This is a genomic window from uncultured Pseudacidovorax sp., from assembly GCF_913773995.1.
Classification (GTDB): Bacteria; Pseudomonadota; Gammaproteobacteria; order Burkholderiales; family Burkholderiaceae_C; genus Xenophilus.
In genome coordinates this window covers 1-22,296 of the sequence record NZ_CAJYES010000234.1, presented here as the reverse complement: position 1 = coordinate 22,296, position 22,296 = coordinate 1, and the positions used below count along the sequence as shown (strand labels likewise).

The window sequence follows — 22,296 nt, the reverse complement described above, 5'->3', positions numbered from 1 at the left end:
ACGCTGCCCAACATCATGAAGGCCAAGAAGAAGCCGCTGGACACCGTCAAGCCCGAGGACCTGGGCGTGGATGCCAAGCCGCGCCTGAAGACCCTCAAGGTCAGCGAGCCGCCCAAGCGCGGCGCCGGCGTGAAGGTGCCCGACGTCGCCGCACTGGTCGACAAGCTCAAGAACGAAGCCAAGGTGATCTGAAACCATGTCCGCACTCGTCATTGCAGAACACGACAACCAGTCGATCAAGCCCGCCACGCTGAACACCGTCACGGCCGCCGCTGCCTGCGGCGGTGACGTGCACGTGCTGGTGGCCGGCCAGAACGCCGGCGCCGCCGCCCAGGCCGCCGCGCAGATCGCTGGCGTGACCAAGGTCATCCATGCCGACGGCGCGAGCCTGGCCGACGGCTTGGCCGAGAACGTCGCGGCCCAGGTACTGGCCCTGGCCGGCGACTACACCCACATCCTGTTCCCGGCCACGGCCGCCGGCAAGAACGTGGCCCCGCGCGTGGCCGCCAAGCTGGACGTCGCGCAGATCAGCGACATCACCAAGGTGGACAGCCCCGACACCTTCGAGCGTCCGATCTACGCCGGCAACGCCATCGCCACCGTGCAGAGCACCGATGCCAAGAAGGTGATCACCGTGCGCACGACCGGCTTCGACGCTGCGGCCGCCACCGGTGGCAGCGCGCAGGTCGAGACCAAGGATGCCGCCGCCGACAGCGGCAAGAGCGCCTTCGTGGGCCGCGAGGTGAGCAAGAGCGACCGTCCCGAACTGACGGCCGCCAAGATCATCGTCTCGGGTGGCCGCGCACTGGGCAGCAGCGAGAAGTTCCAGGAAGTGATGACGCCGCTGGCCGACAAGCTGGGCGCCGCCATCGGTGCCAGCCGCGCCGCGGTGGATGCGGGCTACGCGCCCAACGACCTGCAGGTGGGCCAGACGGGCAAGATCGTGGCGCCGCAACTGTACGTGGCCGCCGGCATCTCCGGTGCCATCCAGCATCTGGCCGGCATGAAGGATTCCAAGGTGATCGTGGCGATCAACAAGGACCCGGAAGCGCCGATCTTCAGCGTGGCCGACTACGGCCTCGAAGCCGACCTGTTCACGGCCGTGCCGGAGCTGGTGAAGGCGCTGTGACGAGGAACGGGGCGCCCGGACGCGCCTCGTTCGCGTGGGGCCTCAATCCAGCTTGATGTTCATCGGCTTGATGATGCGGCCCCAATGCTCGAACTCTTCGTTCAGAAAGCTCGCGAACTGGCGCGGGCTGGGCGAGGAGACAGCGGCTTCGCCAGAGGCTGTGAGGCTGTCGATGAACTCCGGCGCCGCGACCGTGGCGACCGTTGCGGCATAGAGCTTGTCAATGACCGCACTCGGCGTGCCCTTGGGCGCAAGCAAGCCGAAGTTGGTAAACGCCACCAGATCCGGATAGCCCTCATCCCGGAAGGTCGGTACGCCCGGAAGCATGGGCGAGGGCTTGTCCGCCATGATGACCAGTGGGCGCATCTTGCCGGAGCCAGACATTGAGACGGTGGATGTAATGCCCTCGAACTGCATGTCGACTCGACCACTTATCACGTCGACCGTAGCAGGCGAGGTGCCCTTGTAGGGCACCTCAACGAGCTTCAAGCCTGTAGTTTTTCCGACCCACTCGCCGATGATGTTGGTCATGCTTCCCGTGCCGGTCGTCCCGTAAGTCAGTCCGTCGGGCTTGCCCTTGCCGTAGGCCATCAACTCGCGGAACGTCTTGGCAGGATGGCCGGCGCCGACCGACAGCACGAAGGTCTGGCGCGAGACCATGGAGATGGGCGTGAAGTCCGAGAGCTGGTAGGTCAGCTTGCCGTACAGATGCGGGTTCACAGAGGTCGTGGTCCCCGGCGCGAACAGCAGCGTGTAGCCGTCCTTTGCCGCCCGCGCGACAAAAGCGGCACCGATGGCCGTCGCGGCGCCGGGCTTGTTGTCGACGACCACTGTCGTCGACAGCCGGCGTCCCAGTCCTTCGGCAAAGCGTCGTGCGGTGATGTCCGTGGCACCACCAGCGGCATAGGGTACGACGATGGTGATCGGTCGCGTCGGAAAATCCTGCGCCGGGGCCACGTCGGCAAAACCCAGGGTGCAGCACAGCGCGGTTGTCAAGCTGAGGCACAGTCGTCTGCTGGTCGGCTTCATGTGTCGTCTCCGTATACGCTCTTCGATACGCATCGAGTCCGTCGATGCACGGTTGGAAGGAAGGTGCGCTGGGTCGGGCGGCGCGTCGGATGCACGACAGGCATTGGGGCATGCGAGCGTGGGTGCATACAGGGCGTCAGACGCGCGGAGCGGGTGTTCCGACCAGCAATCTGGCCAGGATGTCCCGCTGGACTTCGCTGGTGCCGCCGTAGATGGTTCCAGGCCGGGCGATCATGGAAAGCCGGTGCAGGTCGAAGGCCAGCATGCCCGCCTCACCACCGCCGCGAAGCGCGCCCCGTTCGTTCGCCAAGTCCGTCGCAAGGTCTGCCACGCGCTGGAACAACTCGGTCGACAGGATCTTGATGACCGAATATTCGGCGTCCAGAGCCCGGCCCTCGACGGCGGCGGCGCAGACCTCGTCGTAAAGCTGCCCGGTGTCGTGGAGGTCGCATAGCGCTCGGGCAAGGCGGTCGTCCTGCAGGGCGGCCTGCCGCACATCCGGCGCATCCAAGAGTCCGCGCAAGTAGTCGAAGGCCTGCAATGCGAGAGTGGGGCTGCCGGTGACAAGACGCTCCACGCCCAGGAGGCTCTTGGCCACCGTCCAGCCCGCGTCCAGGCCCCCGACGAGCTGGTCGACCGGGACCTCGACGTTGTCGAAGAACACCTCGCAGAACTCGTCGTCACCGGCCAGGTTCACGATGGGTCGCACCGTGATGCCGGGGCTGGCGAGATCGATCAGCAGGAAGCTGATGCCGGCCTGCTTGCGCCCTTCCTTGCGGGTGCGGACCAGCGCGAAGATGTGGCTGGCCGTCGCTGCATGGCTGGTCCAGATCTTCTGGCCATTGACGACGAAGACATCGCCGCGGCGCTGCGCGCTGGTGCGCAGGCTGGCCAGGTCGGAGCCGGCGCCTGGCTCGGAGTAGCCCTGGCACCACATGTCGTCGCAACGCAGGATGCGTGGCAGCCACAGGGCCTTCTGCTGCGGCGTGCCGTAACGGATCAGCACGGGCGCCAGCAGAGTGGCGCCGATGTCCAGCACCCGGGCCACCCCATTGCCGTCGAACACCTTCTTGTACAGGAGCTGTTTGCGTAGCGACAGCCCCATGCCGCCGTGCTCGCGCGCGATGCCGGGCCCGCGCAAACCGTGGGCATGCAGCAGGCGAAGCCAACGGCGTTCTTCGCTTCCGCGCAGGCGCAGCAGTACCGGCACGCGCATGGCGGGCGGGCAATGGACTTGCAGCCAGCGGTGCAGCCGTTCGGCGAACTCTTCGTCCGGCAGTTGGTCGAGTCGTTCCGGATCTCCCAGGATGGCGCTGGAAGACGGCGCTTGCGACGAGGCCGAGAAACCCTCGTACGGTGCCGACGTACCTGTACGTGCGCCGCGTGATAGCCAGTCGGACAGCACAGTGCGCCGGTGCGCCGCGGCATTGCCCAGGAGGCACGCATGGCGCATAGCCGCATTCAGGTACAGGCCCACGTCCGCTTCCTGCGTGTAGCCGAAGGCGCCATGAAGTTGGACGGCCGAGCGGGCAATGACCAGGGCGGCATCCGAGCAGCGCGCCTTGGCGGCCGAGACGGCGGCCTGGAGCGTCTGGCATGACGCATCTGTGGCTGCCAGCTGCGCAGCGTGGCGCCATGCGGAAAAAGCCAGGCGCCTCGACAGGTCGAGATCTACCAGTCGGTGTCGTACCGCCTGGAAGTCGGCGATGGGCTGGTCGAACTGCACGCGCTGCTTCACGTAAGCGACCGTCCTGTCGAGCGCGCCAGTTCCGATGCCCGCGAGCTGGGCTGCAGACACCACGCGCCAGTCGGCAAGTGCGCGGCTCAGGGCGGTCTCGGCCTTGGCTCCGCGCAGCAGCATGGCGTCGCGATCGACGACGACGCCATCCAGGCGCACGGTCGAGGTGGCGCTGCCGTCGGCCAGCCGATGCAGATGGCGGCTGGCGCTCGGCGCCGACGCCGGCACAGCCAGCAAGGCTGGCTCACCATCGAGCGAGGCCGCCACTAGCCACGCGGTCGCTGCGGCTTCGACAAAGATGGCTTCGCCGGCAAGCATCCAATCGTCGCCGTGTGCACGGCATTGCATATTCGACCACGAGGCGTCAATTTGCCCGGGTGTGGCCTGCCAGGCCACGGCCACGATCTCCTCGCCTTTAACGAGCGCCGCAGCCAGCCTTTGCACGGCGGCAGTGACGGGCGCATGCCGAAGGAGAGCGGCGGGTGCAACAGCACAGGCGGCGAAGGGTTCGGGCAACAACGCCGCCCCCAGCCGCGCAGCCAGTTCTGCGGCATGGCGCACGTCCAGCTGAGAGCCGCCCAGGGCCTCGGGCAGGCTCAGGCCGAGCCAGCCCATGCCCGCCATCTGCGTCCACACCTCCGGCTCCAATCGGCCGTCCGAGTCGCGCAGCGCATGGACCCTGCGCGTCGAATGAGCCCTGGCGAGAAAGTCGTCGGCGCTATCCAGCAGCATGGAAAGCGCGTCGTCCGATTGCGGCAGGTCCGCGGAATTCATGGTCGATACCCTGTGCGGCTTGGTAGCCGGGCTGGTTGGGTGGCGGCGCGCTTCGTCAAAGCGTCTCCTCTCGCCCGAGGATCACCGTGGCTTGGCTCGAAAGAGTGCCGCCATTGCCGTGGGCCAGCGCCAGCCGGGCATCGCGCACCTGCCGGTCGCCCGCCGTGCCCATGAGCTGCTCCACGGCCTCGACCACCGTGAACAGCCCGTACATGCCGGGATGCACGCAGGAGAGGCCACCGCCATTGGTGTTCACGGGGAGCGTGCCGCCGGGCGCGATGCGCCCGTCTTCGACAAAGCGGCCCCCTTCGCCCTTGGGGCAGAAGCCCAGGTCCTCAAGGAACAGCAGCGTATTGATGGTGAAGGCGTCGTAGAGCTCGACCACGTCCATGTCGCGGGGCGTGTAGCCCGATTGGGCGAATGCCCGCGCACCCGACTGGGCAGCGGCCGTCACCGTCAGATCGGGCATGGCGGAGATGGCGCAGTGCGTGGTGGCCGCGGCTGCGCCCAGCAGGTACACGGGCGCCGCTGCATGGTCGCGGGCCCGGTCGGCCCGCGTCATGACGATGGCCGCGGCGCCGTCGGTGACCAGGCAGCAGTCGCGCACGCCCAGCGGATCGGCGACGCGCCGTGCGGACAGCACATCGTGCACGCTCAAAGGCTCGCGCATGAAGGCTTCCGGGTTCTTCGCCGCCCAGGCGCGGGCGCTCACGGCCACCTGCGCAAGCTGCTCCGGCGTGGTGCCGAATTCGTGCATGTGGCGCGAGGCGGCCAGCGCATAGGCCGACACGGGCATCTGCGGCCTGTACATGGCCTCGAAGTACGGCTGCTTCTGGGCGCTCACGAGCCTGCCGGCACCCGTGCGCTGGTTGCTGCCATACGCGATGAGGGCGACGTCACACTGGCCGGCCTCCAGTGCCAGCGCGGCCCAGAGCATGTGCGTGAGGAACGCCGACCCGCCCGTACGGTTGTTGTCGGTCACCCGGGGCTGAATTCCGAAGTACTCGGACATCGACAGCCCGGACAGGAAGTCCTGCGGCAGGCAGACGAACAGGCCGTCGACGTCCTGCGGCGTCAGATGGGCGGCGCGTAGCGCCTTCAGGCTCGCATGCACGGCCAGGTCCATGGAGTCGAAGCCAGGGGCCTCGCCCATGCCAAAGGTGGCGGCGCCCACGACGGCCGTGCGCCCTCGGGGAAATCGGTCGTTCATGTCGGTGTCTCCTTGTGCAGGTGGCGGGATGGAGCGCTCAGGTTGCCGCCACGGCATCGAACACCACGATGTATGAATCGCCCTCAGCCGTGATGCGTGCCTTCACGCGCATGCCGATGGACACCGACGCCGGGGCCACTCCGTCGACGCGCGCCATCATCCGCACGCCCTCGTCCAGGTCGACCAAGGCGACGTTGTAGTCGGCGACCGGCGGCCGCTGGCGTACGACGGTCGTGGCATACACCGTGCCGTTGCCGCTGGCAGGTACCCACTCCAGGTCGGTGTCGCCGGTGCGCGGCTGGGCGACCCGGGGATAGAAGACATGCTGGCCGCTCGCGCGGCTGCGCAACAGCATGAGGCGGCCCTGGGCCAGGAAGCGCAGGTAGTCCTGCTCAGGGTGGATGGGGGCGGTGCGCGAAGCGGGCGATGCGGCCTGGGTCATGGGCGGCTCCTGCGGGGCGGTGGAAGAGAGGCTCATCGGCCCTGCCACACGGGCGGGCGTTTCTGCGTGAAGGCGGCTGCGCCCTCGCGGGCGTCAGCGGAGTTCATGAGAGCCAGAGCAATAGGCCGCTGTAGGTCAAACATCCAGGGGGTCGGCCAGTCGGGCGACTCGTTGACGATGCGCTTGCTGGCCGCGATGGCGAGCGGCGCATTGCGCGCCACGACCGTGGCCAGTTCAAGGGCGACGGCCAGGGCCTGCCCCTTGGCCACTACGCGGTTGGCGAACCCCATGCGATGCGCGTCGGCGGCCGTCACGGCGTCGCCAGTCAGAGCCATCTCCATGGCCAGATGGTGGGGAATCCGCCGTGCCAGCCGCATCAATCCACCCCCCGCGGCCGCCAGGCCTCGGCGTACTTCCGACAGGCCGAAGCGCGCGCTCTCCGAAGCGACGACGAGGTCTGCGGCCAGGACGATCTCGAAGCCGCCGGCCAGCGCGTGCCCTTCGACGGCCGCGATCAGCGGCTTGCGAGGCGGCCGCTCGGTGATGCCGGCGAAGCCCCGTCCCTCGATGCGGGGCACTTGGCCTTCGGCGAAGGCCTTGAGGTCCATGCCGGCGCAGAAGCTGGGCCCGGCGCCCGTGATGACGGCCACGCGGGCATCTTCGCGCTGCTCGAAGCGGTCCAGCGCGTCCGCCAAGCCTTGCGCCATCGCGGCATTGACGGCGTTGTGCACGGTGGGTCGGTTGAGGGTGATCACCATCAATTCGCCTTCGTGGCGCACTAGGACTTCTTCAACCATGGCGACGGTCCTGAGAACGGGAAAGGGGGATGGCGGCGGGGGCGGCACCTGCCGGCGAGGGCCGGGCGTGCAGCCGTGTGGCAGAAGAAGGCAGAAGCGCTGGCATCGACAAGGGATCTCCGGCTTGGCCGGTGGCCGACCGAAATGCGCCACCGGGATGTCGGAGCGCGAATCTAGGCCCTTGCCTTCACCGGGTAGCCCCCCGTTTCGGGGGGGGGAGGCGCAGCGTCGCTCGCCGAACAATGCGATCGCCGCTCAAACGGAGACCTCGGTGCAACCCAGCAATCCCATGGCCCTGGATGGCCGCAACATCGTCGTGACGGGCGCGGGCCAGGGTATCGGCCGCGCCGTCGCGCAGCAGATCGTCGCCCTGGGCGGCCGCGTGGCCGCCGTGGACATGAACGAAGCGGCGCTGGCCGACCTTCGGCAAGCGCTCGGTGAGGAGCGGGTGCTGTCGCTGGCGGGCGACGTCTCTCGGCCGGACTTCGCCACCACCGTGGTGGAAGGCTGCGTCGAGCGCTTCGGTGCCGTGCATGGACTCGTCAACAACGCCGGGATCGTGCGCGCCGCCATGATCCGCAAGATGTCGCTGGCCGCCTGGCAGCAGGTCATCGACGTCAACCTCACCGGCGCCTTCCTCTTTCTGCAGGCGGTGGGCCGGCACATGGTCGAGCGAGCGGAGGCGGGCGAAGCGGCGCCTGGCGCCATCGTCAACGTGTCGTCGGACGCCGGCCGGCGGGGCACCGTGGGCCAGATCAACTACGGCGCGGCCAAGTCGGGCGTGCTGGGCCTGACCATGAGCGCGGCGCGCGAGTGGGCGCGCTACGGGGTGCGGGTCAACAGTGTCTGCTTCGGCATGGTGGAGACGCCCATGACCGAAGTCGCACGTAGCGAGAAATTCCGTGAGCAGTACTTGGCGCAGATTCCCATGGGCCGCTGGTCTTCGCCCAAGGAGGTGGCGCCGGCCCTGTGCTTCCTCCTCTCCGGCGCGGCCTCGTACATCACGGGGCAGCACCTCTCGATCGACGGTGGCTTCCACATCGGCTTCTGAGTACCGCCATGCAGCATCCAGGCCTGTCTGTCCCTCATAAGGAGCTCGACGCATGACGCGCGCCCTCTACCGGCACAAGGATCTGCGCCGCCTGCTGGCGCCACGCAGCATCGCCATCGTGGGCGCCTCTGCCCGTGAAACAGCCTTCGGCCAGCGGGTGCTGGCGAACCTGCAGGACTTCGGCGGTGCTGTCTATCCGATCAACGGCCGCCACCAGGTGCTCGGCGGCCGGCCCTGCTATCCCACGCTGGCGGCACTGCCCGAGGTGCCCGATTGCGTGATCCTGGCCACCCCGCGCCATGAGGTCGAAGCGCTGGTGCGCGAATGCGCGCGCCTGGGCGTGGGTGGCGTGGTGGTGTTCGCTTCGGGTTTCGCGGAGATGGGAACGGACGCCCGCATCCGTGAGCAGGCAGCGCTCGTGGCACTGGCACAGGGCGCCGGCGTGCGCCTGGTGGGGCCGAACTGCATCGGACTGGTCAATTGGCGCCTCGGGGTTCTCGGCACCTTCATCCGACCCTTGCGCGGACAGGTGGCCGCAGCGCCGGGCGTGGGACTGGTGAGCCAGTCGGGCGCACTGGGCTTCGCGCTGGCGCAGGCCAGCGAGCATGGGCTCAACCTCAGCCACGTGCTGACCTGCGGCAACTCAGCCGATGTCGACGTGGCCGACTACGTGGCCTACCTGGCCGAGGACGAGGATTGCGCTGCCATTGCCTGCGTCTTCGAGGGCATGGCCGAGCCCATGCGTCTGATCGAGGCCGCTGGCGTGGCGCGGCGAGCTGGCAAGGCCCTGGTGGTCTACAAGATCGCGACCGGCGAGCAGGGCGCCGCGGCGGCCATGTCGCACACCGGCTCGCTCGCGGGCGCCAACGATGCCTACCTCGCGGCCTTCGCGCGTGCCGGCATCGTGGTGGTCCACGAGTTCGAGCGACTGCTGGAAGCCGCCGCGTTCTTCGCCAAGGCCGGGCGCTGCCGCGCATCCGGCGTGGCCGTGGCGTCGTCTTCGGGCGGCGCGGCCATCATGGCGGCCGACAAGGCTGAACAGCACGGGGTGCCCTTGCCGCAGCCCGATGCCGCGACCACGGCGGTCCTGACGGCTGCGATTCCCGAGTTCGGCGCCGCACGCAACCCTTGCGACATCACGGCACAGATCGTGAGCGATCCCGAGTCCTTCCACACGTGCGCCGAGGCTTTCCTGAAGTCCCCGGACTACGGCGCGCTGGTCGTGCCCTTCGTGTTCGCCTACGAGCCGCTGCTGCCGCGCATCGAACAGCTCGACGCGCTGGCCCGCGCCCACGGCAAGCCCGTGTGCATCGTCTGGCTGCCCCAGTGGCTGGAGGGACCAGGGGCCCGTGAAGTGGCGCTCGCCGGCAAGGTGGCGATGTTTCGGTCCATGGACAGCTGCCTCGCCGCCATCGCGCACTGGCAGCGCTGGAGCCAGCCGACCGGCATGGATGCCGAGGCGCCGGCCGAGAGGCAGGCGGATGACGGGCTGCGCGAGGCTACCGCAGCCGTGCTGCGCGCCCACGACGGCGCGGTAATCGGCGAGCGCATCGCCAAGGACCTCCTGGCCCGCTATGGTGTGCCCATGGTGCAGGACGCGCTCTCGACCAGCGTGCAGGACTCTGCCGATGCTGCGGCGCGTGTGGGCTACCCCGTGGTCCTCAAGGTGGAGTCGGCGCGGATCCCGCACAAGACCGAGGCAGGAGTCGTGCGGCTGGGCCTGAGCAGCGAGACTGAACTGCGCGAAGCCTATGCGCAGGTCATGCACAACGCGTTGCGTGTAGCGGCGCCCGAAGACATTCGCGGCGTCATCGTCCAGCCCATGATCGGAGAGGGAGTCGAGGTCATCGTTGGTGCCCGCATCGATCGGCAGTTTGGCCCGATGGTGGTGGTGGGCCTGGGAGGCATCCTGGTCGATTTGCTGCGCGACAGCGTGGTCGAGCTCGCCCCCGTTAGTCCTGCCGAGGCCGCGCAGATGCTGCGCCGGCTCAAGGGCTTCCGGCTCCTGCAAGGCTTTCGCGGGAGTGCTCCGGTGGATATCGAGGCGCTGGCGCGTGCCGTGGCGGCCATCAGCCGCTTTGCCAGCGACCATGCCACGCAGCTCGTCGAACTCGACGTCAACCCGCTCATCTGCACCGCCGACCGGATCGTGGGCGTGGACGCCCTGATCGTGCGTCGTTGAGAAAGATAGGACCACCCATGGCTATCGACAAGGAAAAACTCTTGGCGCTGCAGATCCCCACCTGCACGCAGAGCTACTGTTGGCGCGACACGGTGCTCTATGCGCTGGGCGCTGGCTACGCCATCGACCCCATGGACGAGCGTCAGCTGCGCTTCGTGGACGAGAGTCGCCTGTGCGCGGTGCCCACTATGGCGAACGTGCTCGCGCATCCGGGCTTCTGGATGCGAGACCTGGGCACGGGCATCGACTGGGTGTGGGTGGTGCATGGCGAGCAGCAGATGCGAATCCACCATCCTTTGCCCGTGGAAGGCGAAGTCATCGGCCATACCCGGGTGGTGGATGTGGTGGACAAGGGCGCCGCGAAGGGCGCACTGGTGGTGTCGGAGCGCCGCATCGTGGACGCCCGCGACGGGCGCCTCTACGCCACACTCAGGCAGACGACCATGTGCCGCGGGGACGGGGGCTTTTCGGGTGCGTCCATCCAGGTGCCACTGGCGGTGCCCGTGCCGGCTCCCCAGGCCCTCCCGGAGCGCGAGCCCGACATCGGCATGATCCTGCCGACACAGCCCAACCAAGCGCTGATCTATCGGCTGTCGGGCGACCTCAACCCCTTACATGCGAACCCGGATGTGGCGCGCCGGGCCGGCTTCGATCGGCCCATCTTCCACGGTCTCGGCACATTCGGCGTCGTTGGCCATGCGCTGATGGCCGGACTTTGCGACTATCGGCCGGAACGTGTGCGTGAGATGGAGGCACGCTTTTCCGCGCCGGTGTTCCCCGGCGACCGGGTGCGTGTCGACATCTGGCATGCCACGCGGCCCGGCGAGGCGCTGTTCCGTGCCCGTGTGGAAGCCCGCAACAGCGTCGTTTTGAGCAACGGCGTCTTCGGCTACGAGCCGTAGCGCGGCGCAGGCACGTCGTCCTGCTGGAGCAGGCCGAGTTGCCGCGCCTTGGCCACGGCATCATCGCGGCCGTACACCCCCAGCTTGCCGTAGATGTTCTTCAGGTGCCACTTGACCGTCTCCGGTGTGATGCCCTGCGCCTGGGCGACGCGCTTGTTGGACATGGTCAGCGCCAGCGAGCGAAGAATGTCGAGTTCGCGCGGGCTCAGGGCCTCCTGCAAGTCCGTTGCCGGAGGCGTCTGCACTGCGGCAGGCCGGCCGGTCTGCTCGTGCTGCAGCCGAAGGTAGTCGAGGTAGAAGTTCGCGCTGGCGCTGAGGCGATCGGCACGTCGGGCGGCTTCCAGTATGTCCAGCATCGCGTAGCCGGCGTCCAGCACCGAGCGCACCAGCCCGGCCTTGCGCGCCCTCAGCAACAACCCTTCGGCGCGCGCATGGGCCTCGTCCGGCCGTCCAAGGCTGTTCAACAGGAGCACGGCGTAGGCCTCCAGCTGAACCTGCTTGCGCTCCTGGAACGCGTAGTCGTTGCCCGCCATGAGCGCTTCGATCATTGGCAGCGCGCGCTCGGGCTCGCCCGTGTGTGCCAGCCATTGCGCACGTGCCGCCACCGCCACCGCCCGCACCTCGCGGTCGGCGGCCGTACGTTGCCGTGCACTCTGCCCGGCGAGACGCTCCAGGCGCTTCACCGCTTCGCCCGCCTCTGCGACTCGTTCCGCGCGCAGCAGCAGCTTCACGCGCTCGGACAGGGCCAGCCCCTGCGCGCGCAGCAGCCTGCGCCTGCCGACCTGCTCGTCGAGGAGGTCCAGGTCGGACAGCGCCTCCTGCACGCTGCTCTCCAGCACGCCGAGACGGATGCGGGACAGCGCGGCGCAGATCAGGGCCTCCGGCAGCGCCACGCGCTCTATGGCGTTGAAGCGCGGCTCCAGCAGCGCCCTCAGGTGTTCGAGCTGGTTGACCTCGTACAGCAGCGCAGCGAGAAAGCTGGCCGCATTGCAGGCCGCCTCGCTGAACAGGCCGAGCGCGCGGTCTGCTTCGGCCAGTGCGTCATGCAGCACGGGCTCAGCCTGGCGCATGTCGCCCTGGCGGAAGTAGGAATAGCCCAGCAGGCAATGGCTCTGCAAGGAGCCGAAGGCCGAGTCCATCAAGGGCATGCCATCGTCCATCAACAGGGCCGGCTTGCTGAGCACAGCGCGGGCGGCCTCGAACTGGCTCAGATGGATGCGCAACCAGCCCAGGATGTTGCGCCGCCCGCCTTCGAGGATCGCATCGTGCGAAGCGGGAAGGTTCTCGAGCGCCGGGATCAGCCGTTCGCCGGCGTCTGTGTCTTCGCACTGGATCGCCAGAGATCCCTCCAGCAACGTGAGTTGGTGGCGTGTCTCCTCGTCCTCGGCCGTCCGGTGGCGCGACAACAGCTCTATGCTCCAGCGGCAGGCATCGAGTTCTCGATAGCACAGCTGCGCCCACGCGACCCATCGCCGGAGGGAAACCCGTGACGCCAGCCGGCTGGGAGGCAACATGGCCACTGCACGCACCAGTGGCCGCATCTCGCCCGCCAGGAACATGCCGCGTGCATGCCGGTCCACCCAGTCGGCCGCTGCGCTGTCTTCGCCTGCCAGGAGGCAGTGGCGCACGGCGTCGACCAGAAACTTGCGCTCGCCCATCCAGCGGCCTAGACACGAGTGGGTCGATTGCTGCACCGACAGGGCAAGGCGCTCGAAGCGCGCACCCATCGCATCGCGGAACATGGGGTGAAAGCGCCACCAGGGCTCGCGTGTGCTGCTTTCGAGCGGCAGCAGGAACAGGTTGTCGCGCCGCAGCCGGGTCATCGTGGCGAGGCCCATGTCCGCGCCGAGCAGATGGATGGCCAGGGCGTCGTTGAAGCGGTGGGCCACCGACAGGCGCGTGATGGCGTCGAGTTCGGCTTCGGGAATCTGCCGCAGCACCTCACGGTTGAAATAGGCCGCGAAGTCGCCCGCATTCTGCAGCGGCAGACGCTCGCCCTGCAGGCTGCTGCCGGTGCCCCGCTCGAGTGCAGCCAGCCGAAGGCCGGCACCCCAGCCACCCGTCTGGTCGTACAGGAGTCGGGTGTCGCGGCGCGCGATGCCAGGTTCGCGCGTCTGCAGCAGGTGCTCTGCCTCTGTGAAGGTGAACCGCAGGTCGGAGAAGTTCAGCACAAGCAGCCCTTCGGCCTCCCGCAGTCGCGACAGGGACAGCGACGGGGCGGTGCGCGACACCATCACAATCTGGAGGTGCCGGGGGGCGAAGTCCAGCAACGTCTGGACAAGCTCGTGGAACCAGGGATCGGCGATGTGGTGAAAGTCGTCGAAGAACAGCGTCAGCTGCTGGCCATGGCGCACCAGGCCATTGAGTAGCGGAATCGCCACGCTGTCGGCGCTGGGGAGGGCACCGCCGCGCTCGTAGATGAGCATGGCTTCGCGCACGATCAGCGGATCGATGCGAGCGAGCGCGGCAAAGAGGTTGCCGAGCAGCGCGTCCACGTCTTCGCCCGACGCTGCCATGCACCATGCGCAGCCGTGACCAAAGGGAGCGAGGCGGGCACGCCATTGCAAAGCCAGCGTGGTCTTGCCGCAGCCGGCCGGGCCCTGGATGAGGATGCATTTCGCCTGGCGGGCACCCGTCAGGCGTGCAATCAGGCGCGGACGTTCGATAAGACCTTGTGAGGATCGGGATGCTTGCATGAGGCCCTTCGCGGATGTCGTGTCTCCAGCCCTCAGGTTAGTGCAAAGGGCTCCCCCCCGAATCGGGGGGTTCGCCAAGGTGGACCGCCTCCTACGATCCTTTCACTTCGAATTGCGGGTCGTTCATGAAAGCTCTCGTTCATGTCTGCGGCGTCGGCATGGCGCCGTTCCAGAAACCGAGCCAATCACCTTCCTACCTGGCGTTAGGTCAGCACGCGGTGCGTGAGGCATTGAGCGACGCCGGGCTCGACTATGCGCAGTTAGAACAGGCGTTCGTCGGCTACGTATATGGCGACTCCACCGCCGGTCAGCGGGTGCTCTACCAGTGCGGCATGAGCGGCCTGCCAGTCCTCAACGTCAACAACAACTGCGCGACCGGCTCGACAGCGCTTTATCTGGCGCGGCAGGCGGTGGCCTGCGGCCAGGCGGATTGTGTGCTCGCGCTTGGCTTTGAGCAGATGCGCCCGGGTGCCATCGGCAGTGTGTTCACGGATCGCCCGACGCCCTTCGATCGCTTCGACGAGGTGACCGATGCGCTGGTGGGGCAGCCCACGCTGCCGCTCGCGATTCGCTACTTCGGTGGCGCGGGGCTTGCTCACATGCAGCAGTACGGTACGCGGCTGTCTACATTTGCCCGTATCCGGGCCAAGGCCAGCCGCCATGCCGCCCGTAATCCGCTGGCGGTCTTCCGCAAGGTGGTCAGCGTGGAAGACGTCTTGGCCTCCGATGCGATCTGGCCTGGCGTATTGACGCGTCTGATGGCCTGCCCGCCCACCTGTGGCGCCGCAGCGGCCATCGTCTGCTCGCCGGCGTTTGCCGCACGCCATGGGCTGGACCGGAGGGTGGCCATCGCAGGGCAGGCGCTGGTCACCGACCGCGCCGACACCTTCGATGGCCGCGATATGCGCAAGCTCGTCGGCATCTCCATGACGCGAGAGGCAGCCCGACGCGTCTACGAAGAGGCATCCATCGGACCGGAGGATGTGGACGTCGTCGAACTGCATGACTGTTTCGCGCAGAACGAGCTCATCACGTACGAGGGTCTCGGCCTGTGCCCGGATGGTGGCGCCGAGCGGATGGTGATGAACGACGACAACACCTACGGCGGCAAGTATGTAGTGAATCCCTCGGGGGGGCTGCTGTCGAAGGGGCACCCGCTCGGTGCCACCGGACTGGCACAGTGCTTCGAACTCGTGCACCAATTGCGGGGTACCGCCGGGGATCGGCAGGTGGACCGGGCGCTCGTCGCGCTTCAGCACAACCTTGGTCTCGGCGGCGCCTGTGTGGTCACCGCCTATCAACGCATGGACGTCTGACACGGCCATCCTCCATGACCCGCATCCCTCCAATGACTGTACTGTCATGAATCTTCAAAGCAGCGTGTTTCTCATCACAGGTGGCGCGAGCGGCCTGGGCCTGGCTACCGCGCGCATGGTGGTCGAAAATGGCGGGCAGGTCGTGATGGCCGACCTTGACGAGAGGGCCGGACAGGCCGGCACACTGGCACTAGGGGGCGCGGCGAGCTTCGTGGCGACCGACGTCACGGAGGAAGCGTCCATGCGTGCCGCAATCGCGGTGGCTGCGGAGCGAGGAGCTCTGCGAGGGCTTGTCTGCTGCGCGGGTGTCGCCCCGGGTGAGAAGCTCCTCCGTCGCGAAGGCCCTCATGGAATGGCGAGCTTCATGCGCGCGGTGACGATCAATCTGGGCGGCAGCTTCAACGCGATCCGACTTGCAGCCGATGTGATGCGGCACAACAGTCCCGACGACGAAGGCCAGCGTGGCGTTATCGTGTGCACCGCATCGGTTGCGGCGTTCGATGGGCAGATCGGGCAGGCCGCGTACGCCGCGTCCAAGGCGGCAGTGGTTGGCATGACGCTTCCCCTGGCGCGCGAACTTGCAGCCCACGGCATCCGCATCATGACCATCGCCCCGGGCATTTTCGAGACGCCCATGCTCAAAGGGCTGCCGGCGCAGGTCCAGGCATCGTTGGGAGAGCAGGTGCCCTTTCCATCGCGCCTCGGTCGTCCCGAGGAATATGCCAGGCTGGTACGCGCCATCGTCGAAAACCCCATGCTCAACGGCGAAGTGATCCGGCTGGATGGGGCCATCCGCATGGCTGCCCGATGAACCCTGAGACGTCTTCCGCGGACGCCGATTCGCCCGTCCTTCTGCGGCGCGAAGGGGCGATCGCCACGCTGAGCTTCAACCGGCCTGCGGCGCTGAACGCGCTCGACCGCTACACGGCGCAAGCCTTCTCCAACGCCTGCGCCGCGGTTGTTCGTGACAGCAACGTTCGGGCGATCGTGGTCCGTGGCGAGGGCCGGGCGTTTGGTGCTGGCGGCGACTTGGCAAGCCTGCGGCAGTCGCCTACGGAGAATGCCCATGCGCTGATTGAAGACATGCATGCCGGCATCCGCCTGCTTGCCGTGGCAGATGCACCGGTCATTGCCAGCTTGCACGGCATGGTGGCGGGCGGCAGCTTCAGCCTCGCGATGGCCTGCGATCTGGCCATCGCCGCCGACGACGCGCGATTCAACCTCGCGTATGCCAAGGTGGCGGCGAACTGCGATGTCTCGGGCTCCTGGAGTCTGCCGCGGCTCGTAGGCCTGCGCCGCGCTATGCAGATCGCGCTACTGTCCGAGACATTCGGTGCCCATGAGGCGCTCGAACTCGGCTTGGTCAACCGGGTCGTGCCTGCCAGCGAACTGATCGAAGAGACGCAAGCGCTTGCGCGTCAGCTCGCCGAGGGACCGACGCTGGCCTACGGCCGGATGAAGCGTCTCTTGCGCCAGTCCTTCGAGAACGGCTTCGTGCAGCAACTCGATGCGGAGCGCGACGCGTTCGTCGAGAGCGCAGGCACGCGCGATTTCTCGGAGGCCATGGCTGCGTTCTTCGAGAAGCGACGTCCGACGTTCTTCGGACGATGAGCCATGGTGCAACTGCCCGCAACACCTCGACACCAAGGAATACGCCGATGGCAGGACCGCTCGCCGGATTGAAGATCATCGACCTGACGACGGTGTTGATGGGCCCGTTCGCGACGCAGATCCTGGCCGATCTCGGTGCCGACGTGATCAAGGTCGAACCGCCGGAGGGCGATACCGTCCGGCACCTGGGGCCGATGCGCAATCCCGGGATGAGCGCGGGCTTCCTTCACGTCAATCGCAACAAGCGCAGCGTGGTGTTGGACCTCAAGGCCCCAGGAGACCGCCTATCGCTTCTGCAGCTCCTTCAGGGCGCAGACGCCTTCATCACCAACGTCCGCCCTGCGGCCATGGCTCGGCTTCAGCTCGACGCCGCGACCATTGCTGCAGCCAATCCATCCATCATTCAGATGTCTCTGGTGGGTTACGGCCAGGACGGCCCGTATGCCGCCAAGGCTGCCTACGACGACATGATTCAGGCGGCCTGTGCCATTCCGAGCCTGATCGCCGAGGTCGGCGACGGTGTGCCCCGCTTTGTGCCACTGGCGATCGTCGATCGCGTCGTGGGCCAGGCGGCCGCGACGGCGCTGCTGGCGGCCGTCGTACATCGGCTGAAGACGGGTGAGGGCCAGTGCGTCGAGATTCCGATGTTCGAGACCATGGTGCCCTACGTCATGAGCGAGCACATGAGCGGACTGACTTATGTGCCGCCGAGCGGCGAGCCTGGCTACCGCCGCCTGCTTGCCCCTTCGCGCCAGGCGTACGCGACGCAGGACGGACACGTCTGCACCATGCTCTACACGACGCGGCATTGGAACGACTTCTTTGCGCTGGCGGGGCAGCCGAATCGCTGCGAAAGCGATGCGCGCATGCGCACCATTGCCGATCGGACGCGCCACATTGATGCGCTCTACGCGGAAGTGGGCGAGGTGCTGAAGACGCGGACGACAGGTCATTGGCTCGACGTCCTTGGTCGCGCGGACATCCCGGTAATGCGACTGCATACCTTGGCGTCGATCATGGACGACCCTCACCTTAGAGCGGTCGGCTTCTTCCGCGAGGTCGACCATCCTTCCGAAGGGCGCATGGTGGAGATGGCTCCCATGGGCCGGTGGTCGCGCACGCCGCCTGCATCGCCTCGGCCGGCCCCCCGGCTTGGCGAACACGGCGAGGAGGTGTTCCTGTCGCTCGGACCGGCCGGGTCAGCCGACGCGCGGTCTACGCCCTGATTGCAAGACCCCGCCAACAGAACCCACAAAAGGAGACGATGCATGAAGAAGGCGATTCGATGGGTCCTCGCCGCAGGTGCGATGTGTCTGTGGTCGGTCACTGCAGGGGCGCAGGCCTATCCGGTCAGGCCGATCAAGATGGTGCTCGGCTTTCCGGCGGGCGGGCCTACCGACGTGACGGCGCGTATGTTCGCGCAAGCCATGGCCGAAGACCTGGGCCAGCCCGTGGTCGTGGAAAACAAGCCAGGCGGCGGCAGCACGATTGCCACCAAGGCGGTGCTGGCGGCGCCGGCCGATGGTTACACGCTGCTCTACAACACCTCCTCGCTGGTGTTGGCGGCGGCGCTCTACAAGTCGGCGAACTACGACCCGCTCAAGGACCTGGCCCCGGTGGTGCGGACGGCGGGAGCGCCACTGCTGGTGGCGGTTCCGGCTGACTTTCCGGCGCAAGACCTCAAGGAATTCATCGCAGCGATACGCAAGAACCCGGGCAAATACAACTATGGCTCCTCCGGGGCTGGAACCATCGATCATCTGGCGCCAGCGTTGCTGATGTCGCAGTTCCAGCTGCAGATGGCGCATGTGCCCTATGCGGGTACAGCGCCGGCCTTGCTTGGGCTGGCAAGCGGTGATGTGCAGATGATGGTGACGACTCTGACGACGATCACCCCCTTCGTGCAGGACAAGCGCGTGCGGGCGCTGGCAATCGCCTCGCCACAACGCTCGACCATGATGCCTGGCGTGCCGACTGTCGCGGAGGTGAGCAATCTTCCCGACTTCGAGATGACCGCATGGACGGGCATCGTGGTCTCGGCGGCCACCCCGCGGGGTATCGTTGAACGACTCAATGCTTCTGTCAATAACGCGCTTAAGAGTCCCCAGTTTCTGGCGCGTCTTAAGGCCGCCGGTGCAGAGCCCTACGGGGGTACAAGTGCAGACTACGGCGCTTACCTGGCTTCCGAGAGCAAGCGCTGGAGAGGTGTGATCGAACGTGCAGGCGTCCAGCCGCAATAGGAGGCAGCGATGGCTGTGCAAGGCAATACCACCGCGGACCTGTCCGAAATCGTTCTGGAGCGACTCGACGCCGGCATCGCTCGCGTCTGGCTGGACCGACCTGGTCGGCGCAATGCCCTGACGTCGGAGACGATGCGCCGGCTGCATGAGGTTCTTGCCGAGATCGGCGGTGACTGAGCTCTTCGGGCCGTCATCGTCACTGGACGAGGCCGCGCTTTCTGCGCGGGACTTGATCTTGACGTAGAGAGCGGCAGGAGCTTTGGTGTAAACCGAAGCCCGGGCGAGTGGACGTCGGCTTCCACAGCAACGACGTGCGCGGTTCCATCGTCCAGCTCGATCCGCAGAGCGGACTCGGAAAGCGCTTCTCCGGCGAAGGCGGGGCCAGCGGGGTGCGCGCTCACGGGCTGGTCAGTCGTTGGCTTGCATGGGGGCATCAGCCGGCTTTAAGTGCGATGAAATGTCAGGGCACGCAACTTCACCCCAGCCTGCGCCAGCCGATCACCACGCTGGTCAGACTCACCAGGGCGCCATCCAGGCTCAGGGTTACCAGCAGCACATCCCACAGCGGCCGGCCATCCAGTAGGGGCAGCCAGTCCCAGCTGTGCAGCAGCGCGAACAGCCATCGGCTGGCGCGTCAGCCGCTGTCGCTTCGGCCGAGCACAGCGCCGGTGGCCGGGTCGATGTGCACCCAACTGCACTGTGCGTCACCAAACACGGCGCGCAGGATGGGCAGTAGGCGCTCGGCGCCGCCGGTCATCGTGTGGGCCGCGCGGCCGTGGTAGTAGAAGTCGTAGGCCTGCAGGCGCTCGACACGCAGCAGAAGGGGGGGTTAATAAGCCGGTGATGGCGGTATGCAGACGACCTTCGTCGGTGACGTAAGCCAACGCATCAGACGCCTCCAGCAGCCTCGGCGCGCCCGAGGGTCCATGGGCGTGGACGACGAGCGTCCCCAGCACCGGCGTCTGGCGCAGTTCCCGCATCCCGGCGCCTGCGGCGGCGAGAAGTGCACCCGGGGCAGTCTCGCCTGGCGACGGAATCGACGCGATGCCCTGCAGTGCCTGCATCCGCAGCGGTGCGGCGCAGGTGTCGAAGAGTCGCCGTGGGTTCATCGACATCAGCCCGCTGAGGATCCAGGTGAGCGTCACGGCGCCGAACGGCAGACCGCCGATGTGGTGCCAGCGCATGGACCGCCCGCCGTAGGGTAAACGCGATCGGCTCTTGTAGGGTCGGCGCGAAGCGCCAGCGCAGCAGACCCATCCCCATGCCGGCCAGCACGAGCACGATGCCCGCGATGGACAGCCCGTTCACGATGTCGGTCCACCAGCCGCGAGCACCCCGCTGCGGAGGGCATAGAACCAGTGGATCCATGCACCCGCGTAGTTCCACAGCCGCCCGGTGCGCGTCGCGTCGCGCACCACCTCGCCGGTCAGACTCGATACATAGAGCCGCGTGCTCGCGGCATCGCCGAGCTGCATCACGTGCAGCGGCCGGTGCGCATCGAGCGCACGCGAATGGGTGAACGCGTCTTCCTGGACGAGGCCGACGTGCCGAGGCTTCGGTGTGTCCATCGGGGACGCGCCGCCAAAGGCGGCAGCGCTGGCCGCGGCCGGGGCTGCGTCGGCCGCCCGGCGCCGTTGCCGCGGGGGCTTCAGGCACGGCCAGGTACACCGGCTGGCCAGCGCGGGCCGTGGCCAGCCGCAGTTCGCGCAAGGGACCGGCGATGCTGGTGTTTTACTAAACGCCTGACGTGCCAGTGCGTACCTCGATGGGGTAGATGGGGTAGCGCATGTCTGGGGTCCACCCTTGGATCCGTACTTTCATGGCACTGCGGTCGATCTGATGCGCCACCGCGTCTGGGTTCGTTGTTGGGTCCCTGCCTGGGCCGGCCGCCCAGGTGGCGCTGCAAAGCGCCAGCGTGAATGCAAGTGTTGAGATGGCTGCTTTCATGCTGCGTTTCCTGCTGAGATTGTGTTGAAGCGCTTTGCGCTAGCGTTGAAAAAACTGTCGAGCCTGGGTCGAGCGATGGTTCTGATCGCTGCCCTCCACAAGGCCCCGAACGATCTGGCGCAGGTTGCGCACGGCCTGCGGCTCCCGCAGCCGCCCGTTGAGCGCATCGCGGTCTGAAGGAGGCTGTTCCTCCTCGAAGCACTCGATGGCCAACTCGCACAGCGAACCGGTGTCGACCAAGAACTGAAACGCCCGCTGCGCCTTGCCAGGATCCTGAATGGCCGCGCCAGCGGTCGTGAAGAACTCGGCCAGCTCTTCCCGGTTGAGGACTTCTTCCCCGAGTTCGCTCTCCATCGGCGCCATCAGGTCCGATAGCTCCAGCACCCGTTGCCGGGCGATGCTGAAGATCTCCTGGCAGACCACCGGGTTCGTCCAGGGCGTGTCCGACTGCTGAGCCCGTCGCATCATCTCGGCCGTCTTCTCCGGAGAGCTCTGCGCAGCGTGCCGGGCCAGCAGGAACTCGCGGACCACAGCGAAGACCTGCGATAGCTCGCGCTTTTCGCAGAAGTTGCAGTCCACGATGGCGCTGCCGTTGACCAGCACTTTGGTGCCGCGCACCTCGACCTCGCGGACGTCCTCCCAGAACCGTCGCTCCGCAGACGAACCCAGCTCCTTGAAGTGGATGCCTTCCTCCGTGAGCGCGAGGCCATCCTTGCCTCCGCCAAAGACCGTGGCGTCGATCAGCACCAGCACCTTGTCGTTGCCTTCACCCAGCACGAAGCTGCTGCCGGCGCCGGCCAGCTTCTTGGGCGGGATGTACGGCGTCAGGTAGATCCGGGTGAACGTCGCACCGCGAAGCCGCCGCTGCAGCAGATCGTTCAATGAGACCTGCGGTGGCGTCGGCGCGGGAGCGGGCGCCGCGGCCCGGGCAGCGGCAGAGTGCCGCGGCTCACGCGCCGCGCCGCTGCGAGGCGGCTCCTGCTCGACCTGACTGGCGTCATACCGCTCCCGAGTCTCGGCGTTGGAAAGCACCGCGTATGCCTCGTTGACCCGCTGCATCTGCTGCGTGGCCCAGCGCACCGTTGCCTCGTCGGCCTGCGGGTACTTGTCCGGGTGGTACTGCGTACGCCGAGCCCGGTAGGCGAGGTCGATCTCCTGCGTGGATGCCGTGGGCCTGACGCCCAGCACGTCGTAGTGGTTCATGAGGCAAAAAAAGAAGAGAGATGAAGCGC

At 67.3% G+C, this 22,296-nt stretch carries 18 protein-coding genes and 1 pseudogene; 11 read left to right on the top strand and 8 right to left on the bottom strand.

All coding sequences use genetic code 11. The features are described 5' to 3' along the window. Window positions 1–192, top strand: a pseudogene (locus tag QZ772_RS22190) (electron transfer flavoprotein subunit beta/FixA family protein); the annotation flags it as partial. Between the two features lie 4 nt (window positions 193–196). After that, window positions 197–1,129 carry an electron transfer flavoprotein subunit alpha/FixB family protein gene (locus QZ772_RS22185; RefSeq protein ID WP_295531147.1) on the top strand — a complete coding sequence of 311 codons (933 nt, stop codon included), beginning with the start codon at window positions 197–199 and terminating at the stop codon, window positions 1,127–1,129. A 42-nt stretch (window positions 1,130–1,171) separates the two neighbouring features. Here the strand turns inward: QZ772_RS22185 and QZ772_RS22180 are convergent, their stop codons facing one another. From QZ772_RS22180 to QZ772_RS22160, 5 genes are all read right to left on the bottom strand, one after another. Next, window positions 1,172–2,158 carry a tripartite tricarboxylate transporter substrate binding protein gene (locus QZ772_RS22180; protein WP_295531144.1) on the bottom strand — a complete coding sequence of 329 codons (987 nt, stop codon included), beginning with the start codon at window positions 2,156–2,158 and terminating at the stop codon, window positions 1,172–1,174. Window positions 2,159–2,294: 136 nt separating this feature from the next. Beyond that, window positions 2,295–4,670: an acyl-CoA dehydrogenase family protein gene (locus QZ772_RS22175; RefSeq protein ID WP_295531141.1), complete on the bottom strand. Its 2,376-nt coding sequence runs from the start codon at window positions 4,668–4,670 to the stop codon at window positions 2,295–2,297. Between the two features lie 55 nt (window positions 4,671–4,725). Beyond that, a complete protein-coding gene (locus QZ772_RS22170) occupies window positions 4,726–5,880 on the bottom strand; it encodes a thiolase (RefSeq protein ID WP_295531138.1) in 1,155 nt (384 codons plus the stop codon). Window positions 5,881–5,917: 37 nt separating this feature from the next. Further along, complete coding sequence (locus QZ772_RS22165; RefSeq protein WP_295531135.1) at window positions 5,918–6,322, bottom strand: OB-fold domain-containing protein; 405 nt, start codon at window positions 6,320–6,322, stop codon at window positions 5,918–5,920. A gap of 32 nt (window positions 6,323–6,354) precedes the next feature. After that, a complete protein-coding gene (locus tag QZ772_RS22160; RefSeq protein WP_295531132.1) occupies window positions 6,355–7,119 on the bottom strand; it encodes a crotonase/enoyl-CoA hydratase family protein in 765 nt (254 codons plus the stop codon). 289 nt (window positions 7,120–7,408) lie between these two features. On the opposite strand from QZ772_RS22160, the gene QZ772_RS22155 reads away from it, so the two are divergent. From QZ772_RS22155 to QZ772_RS22145, 3 genes are read left to right on the top strand one after another with little or no spacing between them, the layout of a single operon-like run. Further along, window positions 7,409–8,170: an SDR family NAD(P)-dependent oxidoreductase gene (locus QZ772_RS22155; RefSeq protein ID WP_295531150.1), complete on the top strand. Its 762-nt coding sequence runs from the start codon at window positions 7,409–7,411 to the stop codon at window positions 8,168–8,170. Between the two features lie 52 nt (window positions 8,171–8,222). Next, window positions 8,223–10,352, top strand: coding sequence for an acetate--CoA ligase family protein (locus QZ772_RS22150; protein WP_295531130.1), 2,130 nt, complete (start codon window positions 8,223–8,225; stop codon window positions 10,350–10,352). 17 nt (window positions 10,353–10,369) lie between these two features. Continuing rightward, entirely contained in the window at window positions 10,370–11,254 is an 885-nt protein-coding gene (locus QZ772_RS22145; RefSeq protein ID WP_295531127.1) for a MaoC/PaaZ C-terminal domain-containing protein, read from the top strand. Here QZ772_RS22145 and QZ772_RS22140 read toward each other — a convergent pair. Then, window positions 11,242–13,950: a LuxR C-terminal-related transcriptional regulator gene (locus QZ772_RS22140; RefSeq protein ID WP_295531125.1), complete on the bottom strand. Its 2,709-nt coding sequence runs from the start codon at window positions 13,948–13,950 to the stop codon at window positions 11,242–11,244. The genes QZ772_RS22145 and QZ772_RS22140 overlap by 13 nt on opposite strands. 125 nt (window positions 13,951–14,075) lie before the next feature. On the opposite strand from QZ772_RS22140, the gene QZ772_RS22135 reads away from it, so the two are divergent. Genes QZ772_RS22135 through QZ772_RS22110 form a run of 6 tightly spaced genes read left to right on the top strand, consistent with a single transcriptional unit; the run spans window position 14,076 to window position 19,294 of the window. Beyond that, on the top strand, window positions 14,076–15,266 hold the full coding sequence (locus tag QZ772_RS22135) for a lipid-transfer protein (protein ID WP_295531123.1): 1,191 nt from the start codon (window positions 14,076–14,078) through the stop codon (window positions 15,264–15,266). 46 nt (window positions 15,267–15,312) lie between these two features. After that, a complete protein-coding gene (locus QZ772_RS22130; RefSeq protein ID WP_295531120.1) occupies window positions 15,313–16,077 on the top strand; it encodes an SDR family NAD(P)-dependent oxidoreductase in 765 nt (254 codons plus the stop codon). Next, complete coding sequence (locus QZ772_RS22125; RefSeq protein ID WP_295531117.1) at window positions 16,074–16,877, top strand: enoyl-CoA hydratase-related protein; 804 nt, start codon at window positions 16,074–16,076, stop codon at window positions 16,875–16,877. Before QZ772_RS22130 ends, QZ772_RS22125 begins: the two co-directional genes overlap by 4 nt. Before the next feature lie 47 nt (window positions 16,878–16,924). Continuing rightward, complete coding sequence (locus tag QZ772_RS22120) at window positions 16,925–18,103, top strand: CoA transferase (RefSeq protein WP_295531114.1); 1,179 nt, start codon at window positions 16,925–16,927, stop codon at window positions 18,101–18,103. A gap of 42 nt (window positions 18,104–18,145) precedes the next feature. After that, on the top strand, window positions 18,146–19,117 hold the full coding sequence (locus tag QZ772_RS22115) for a tripartite tricarboxylate transporter substrate binding protein (RefSeq protein ID WP_295531111.1): 972 nt from the start codon (window positions 18,146–18,148) through the stop codon (window positions 19,115–19,117). A 9-nt stretch (window positions 19,118–19,126) separates the two neighbouring features. Then, a complete protein-coding gene (locus QZ772_RS22110) occupies window positions 19,127–19,294 on the top strand; it encodes a hypothetical protein (RefSeq protein WP_295531108.1) in 168 nt (55 codons plus the stop codon). Window positions 19,295–20,421: 1,127 nt separating this feature from the next. Here the strand turns inward: QZ772_RS22110 and QZ772_RS22105 are convergent. Both QZ772_RS22105 and QZ772_RS22100 read right to left on the bottom strand, forming a co-directional pair. Then, window positions 20,422–20,685: a hypothetical protein gene (locus QZ772_RS22105; RefSeq protein ID WP_295531105.1), complete on the bottom strand. Its 264-nt coding sequence runs from the start codon at window positions 20,683–20,685 to the stop codon at window positions 20,422–20,424. A 418-nt stretch (window positions 20,686–21,103) separates the two neighbouring features. Next, on the bottom strand, window positions 21,104–22,267 hold the full coding sequence (locus QZ772_RS22100; protein ID WP_295531101.1) for a J domain-containing protein: 1,164 nt from the start codon (window positions 22,265–22,267) through the stop codon (window positions 21,104–21,106). Window positions 22,268–22,296: the final 29 nt, after the last annotated feature.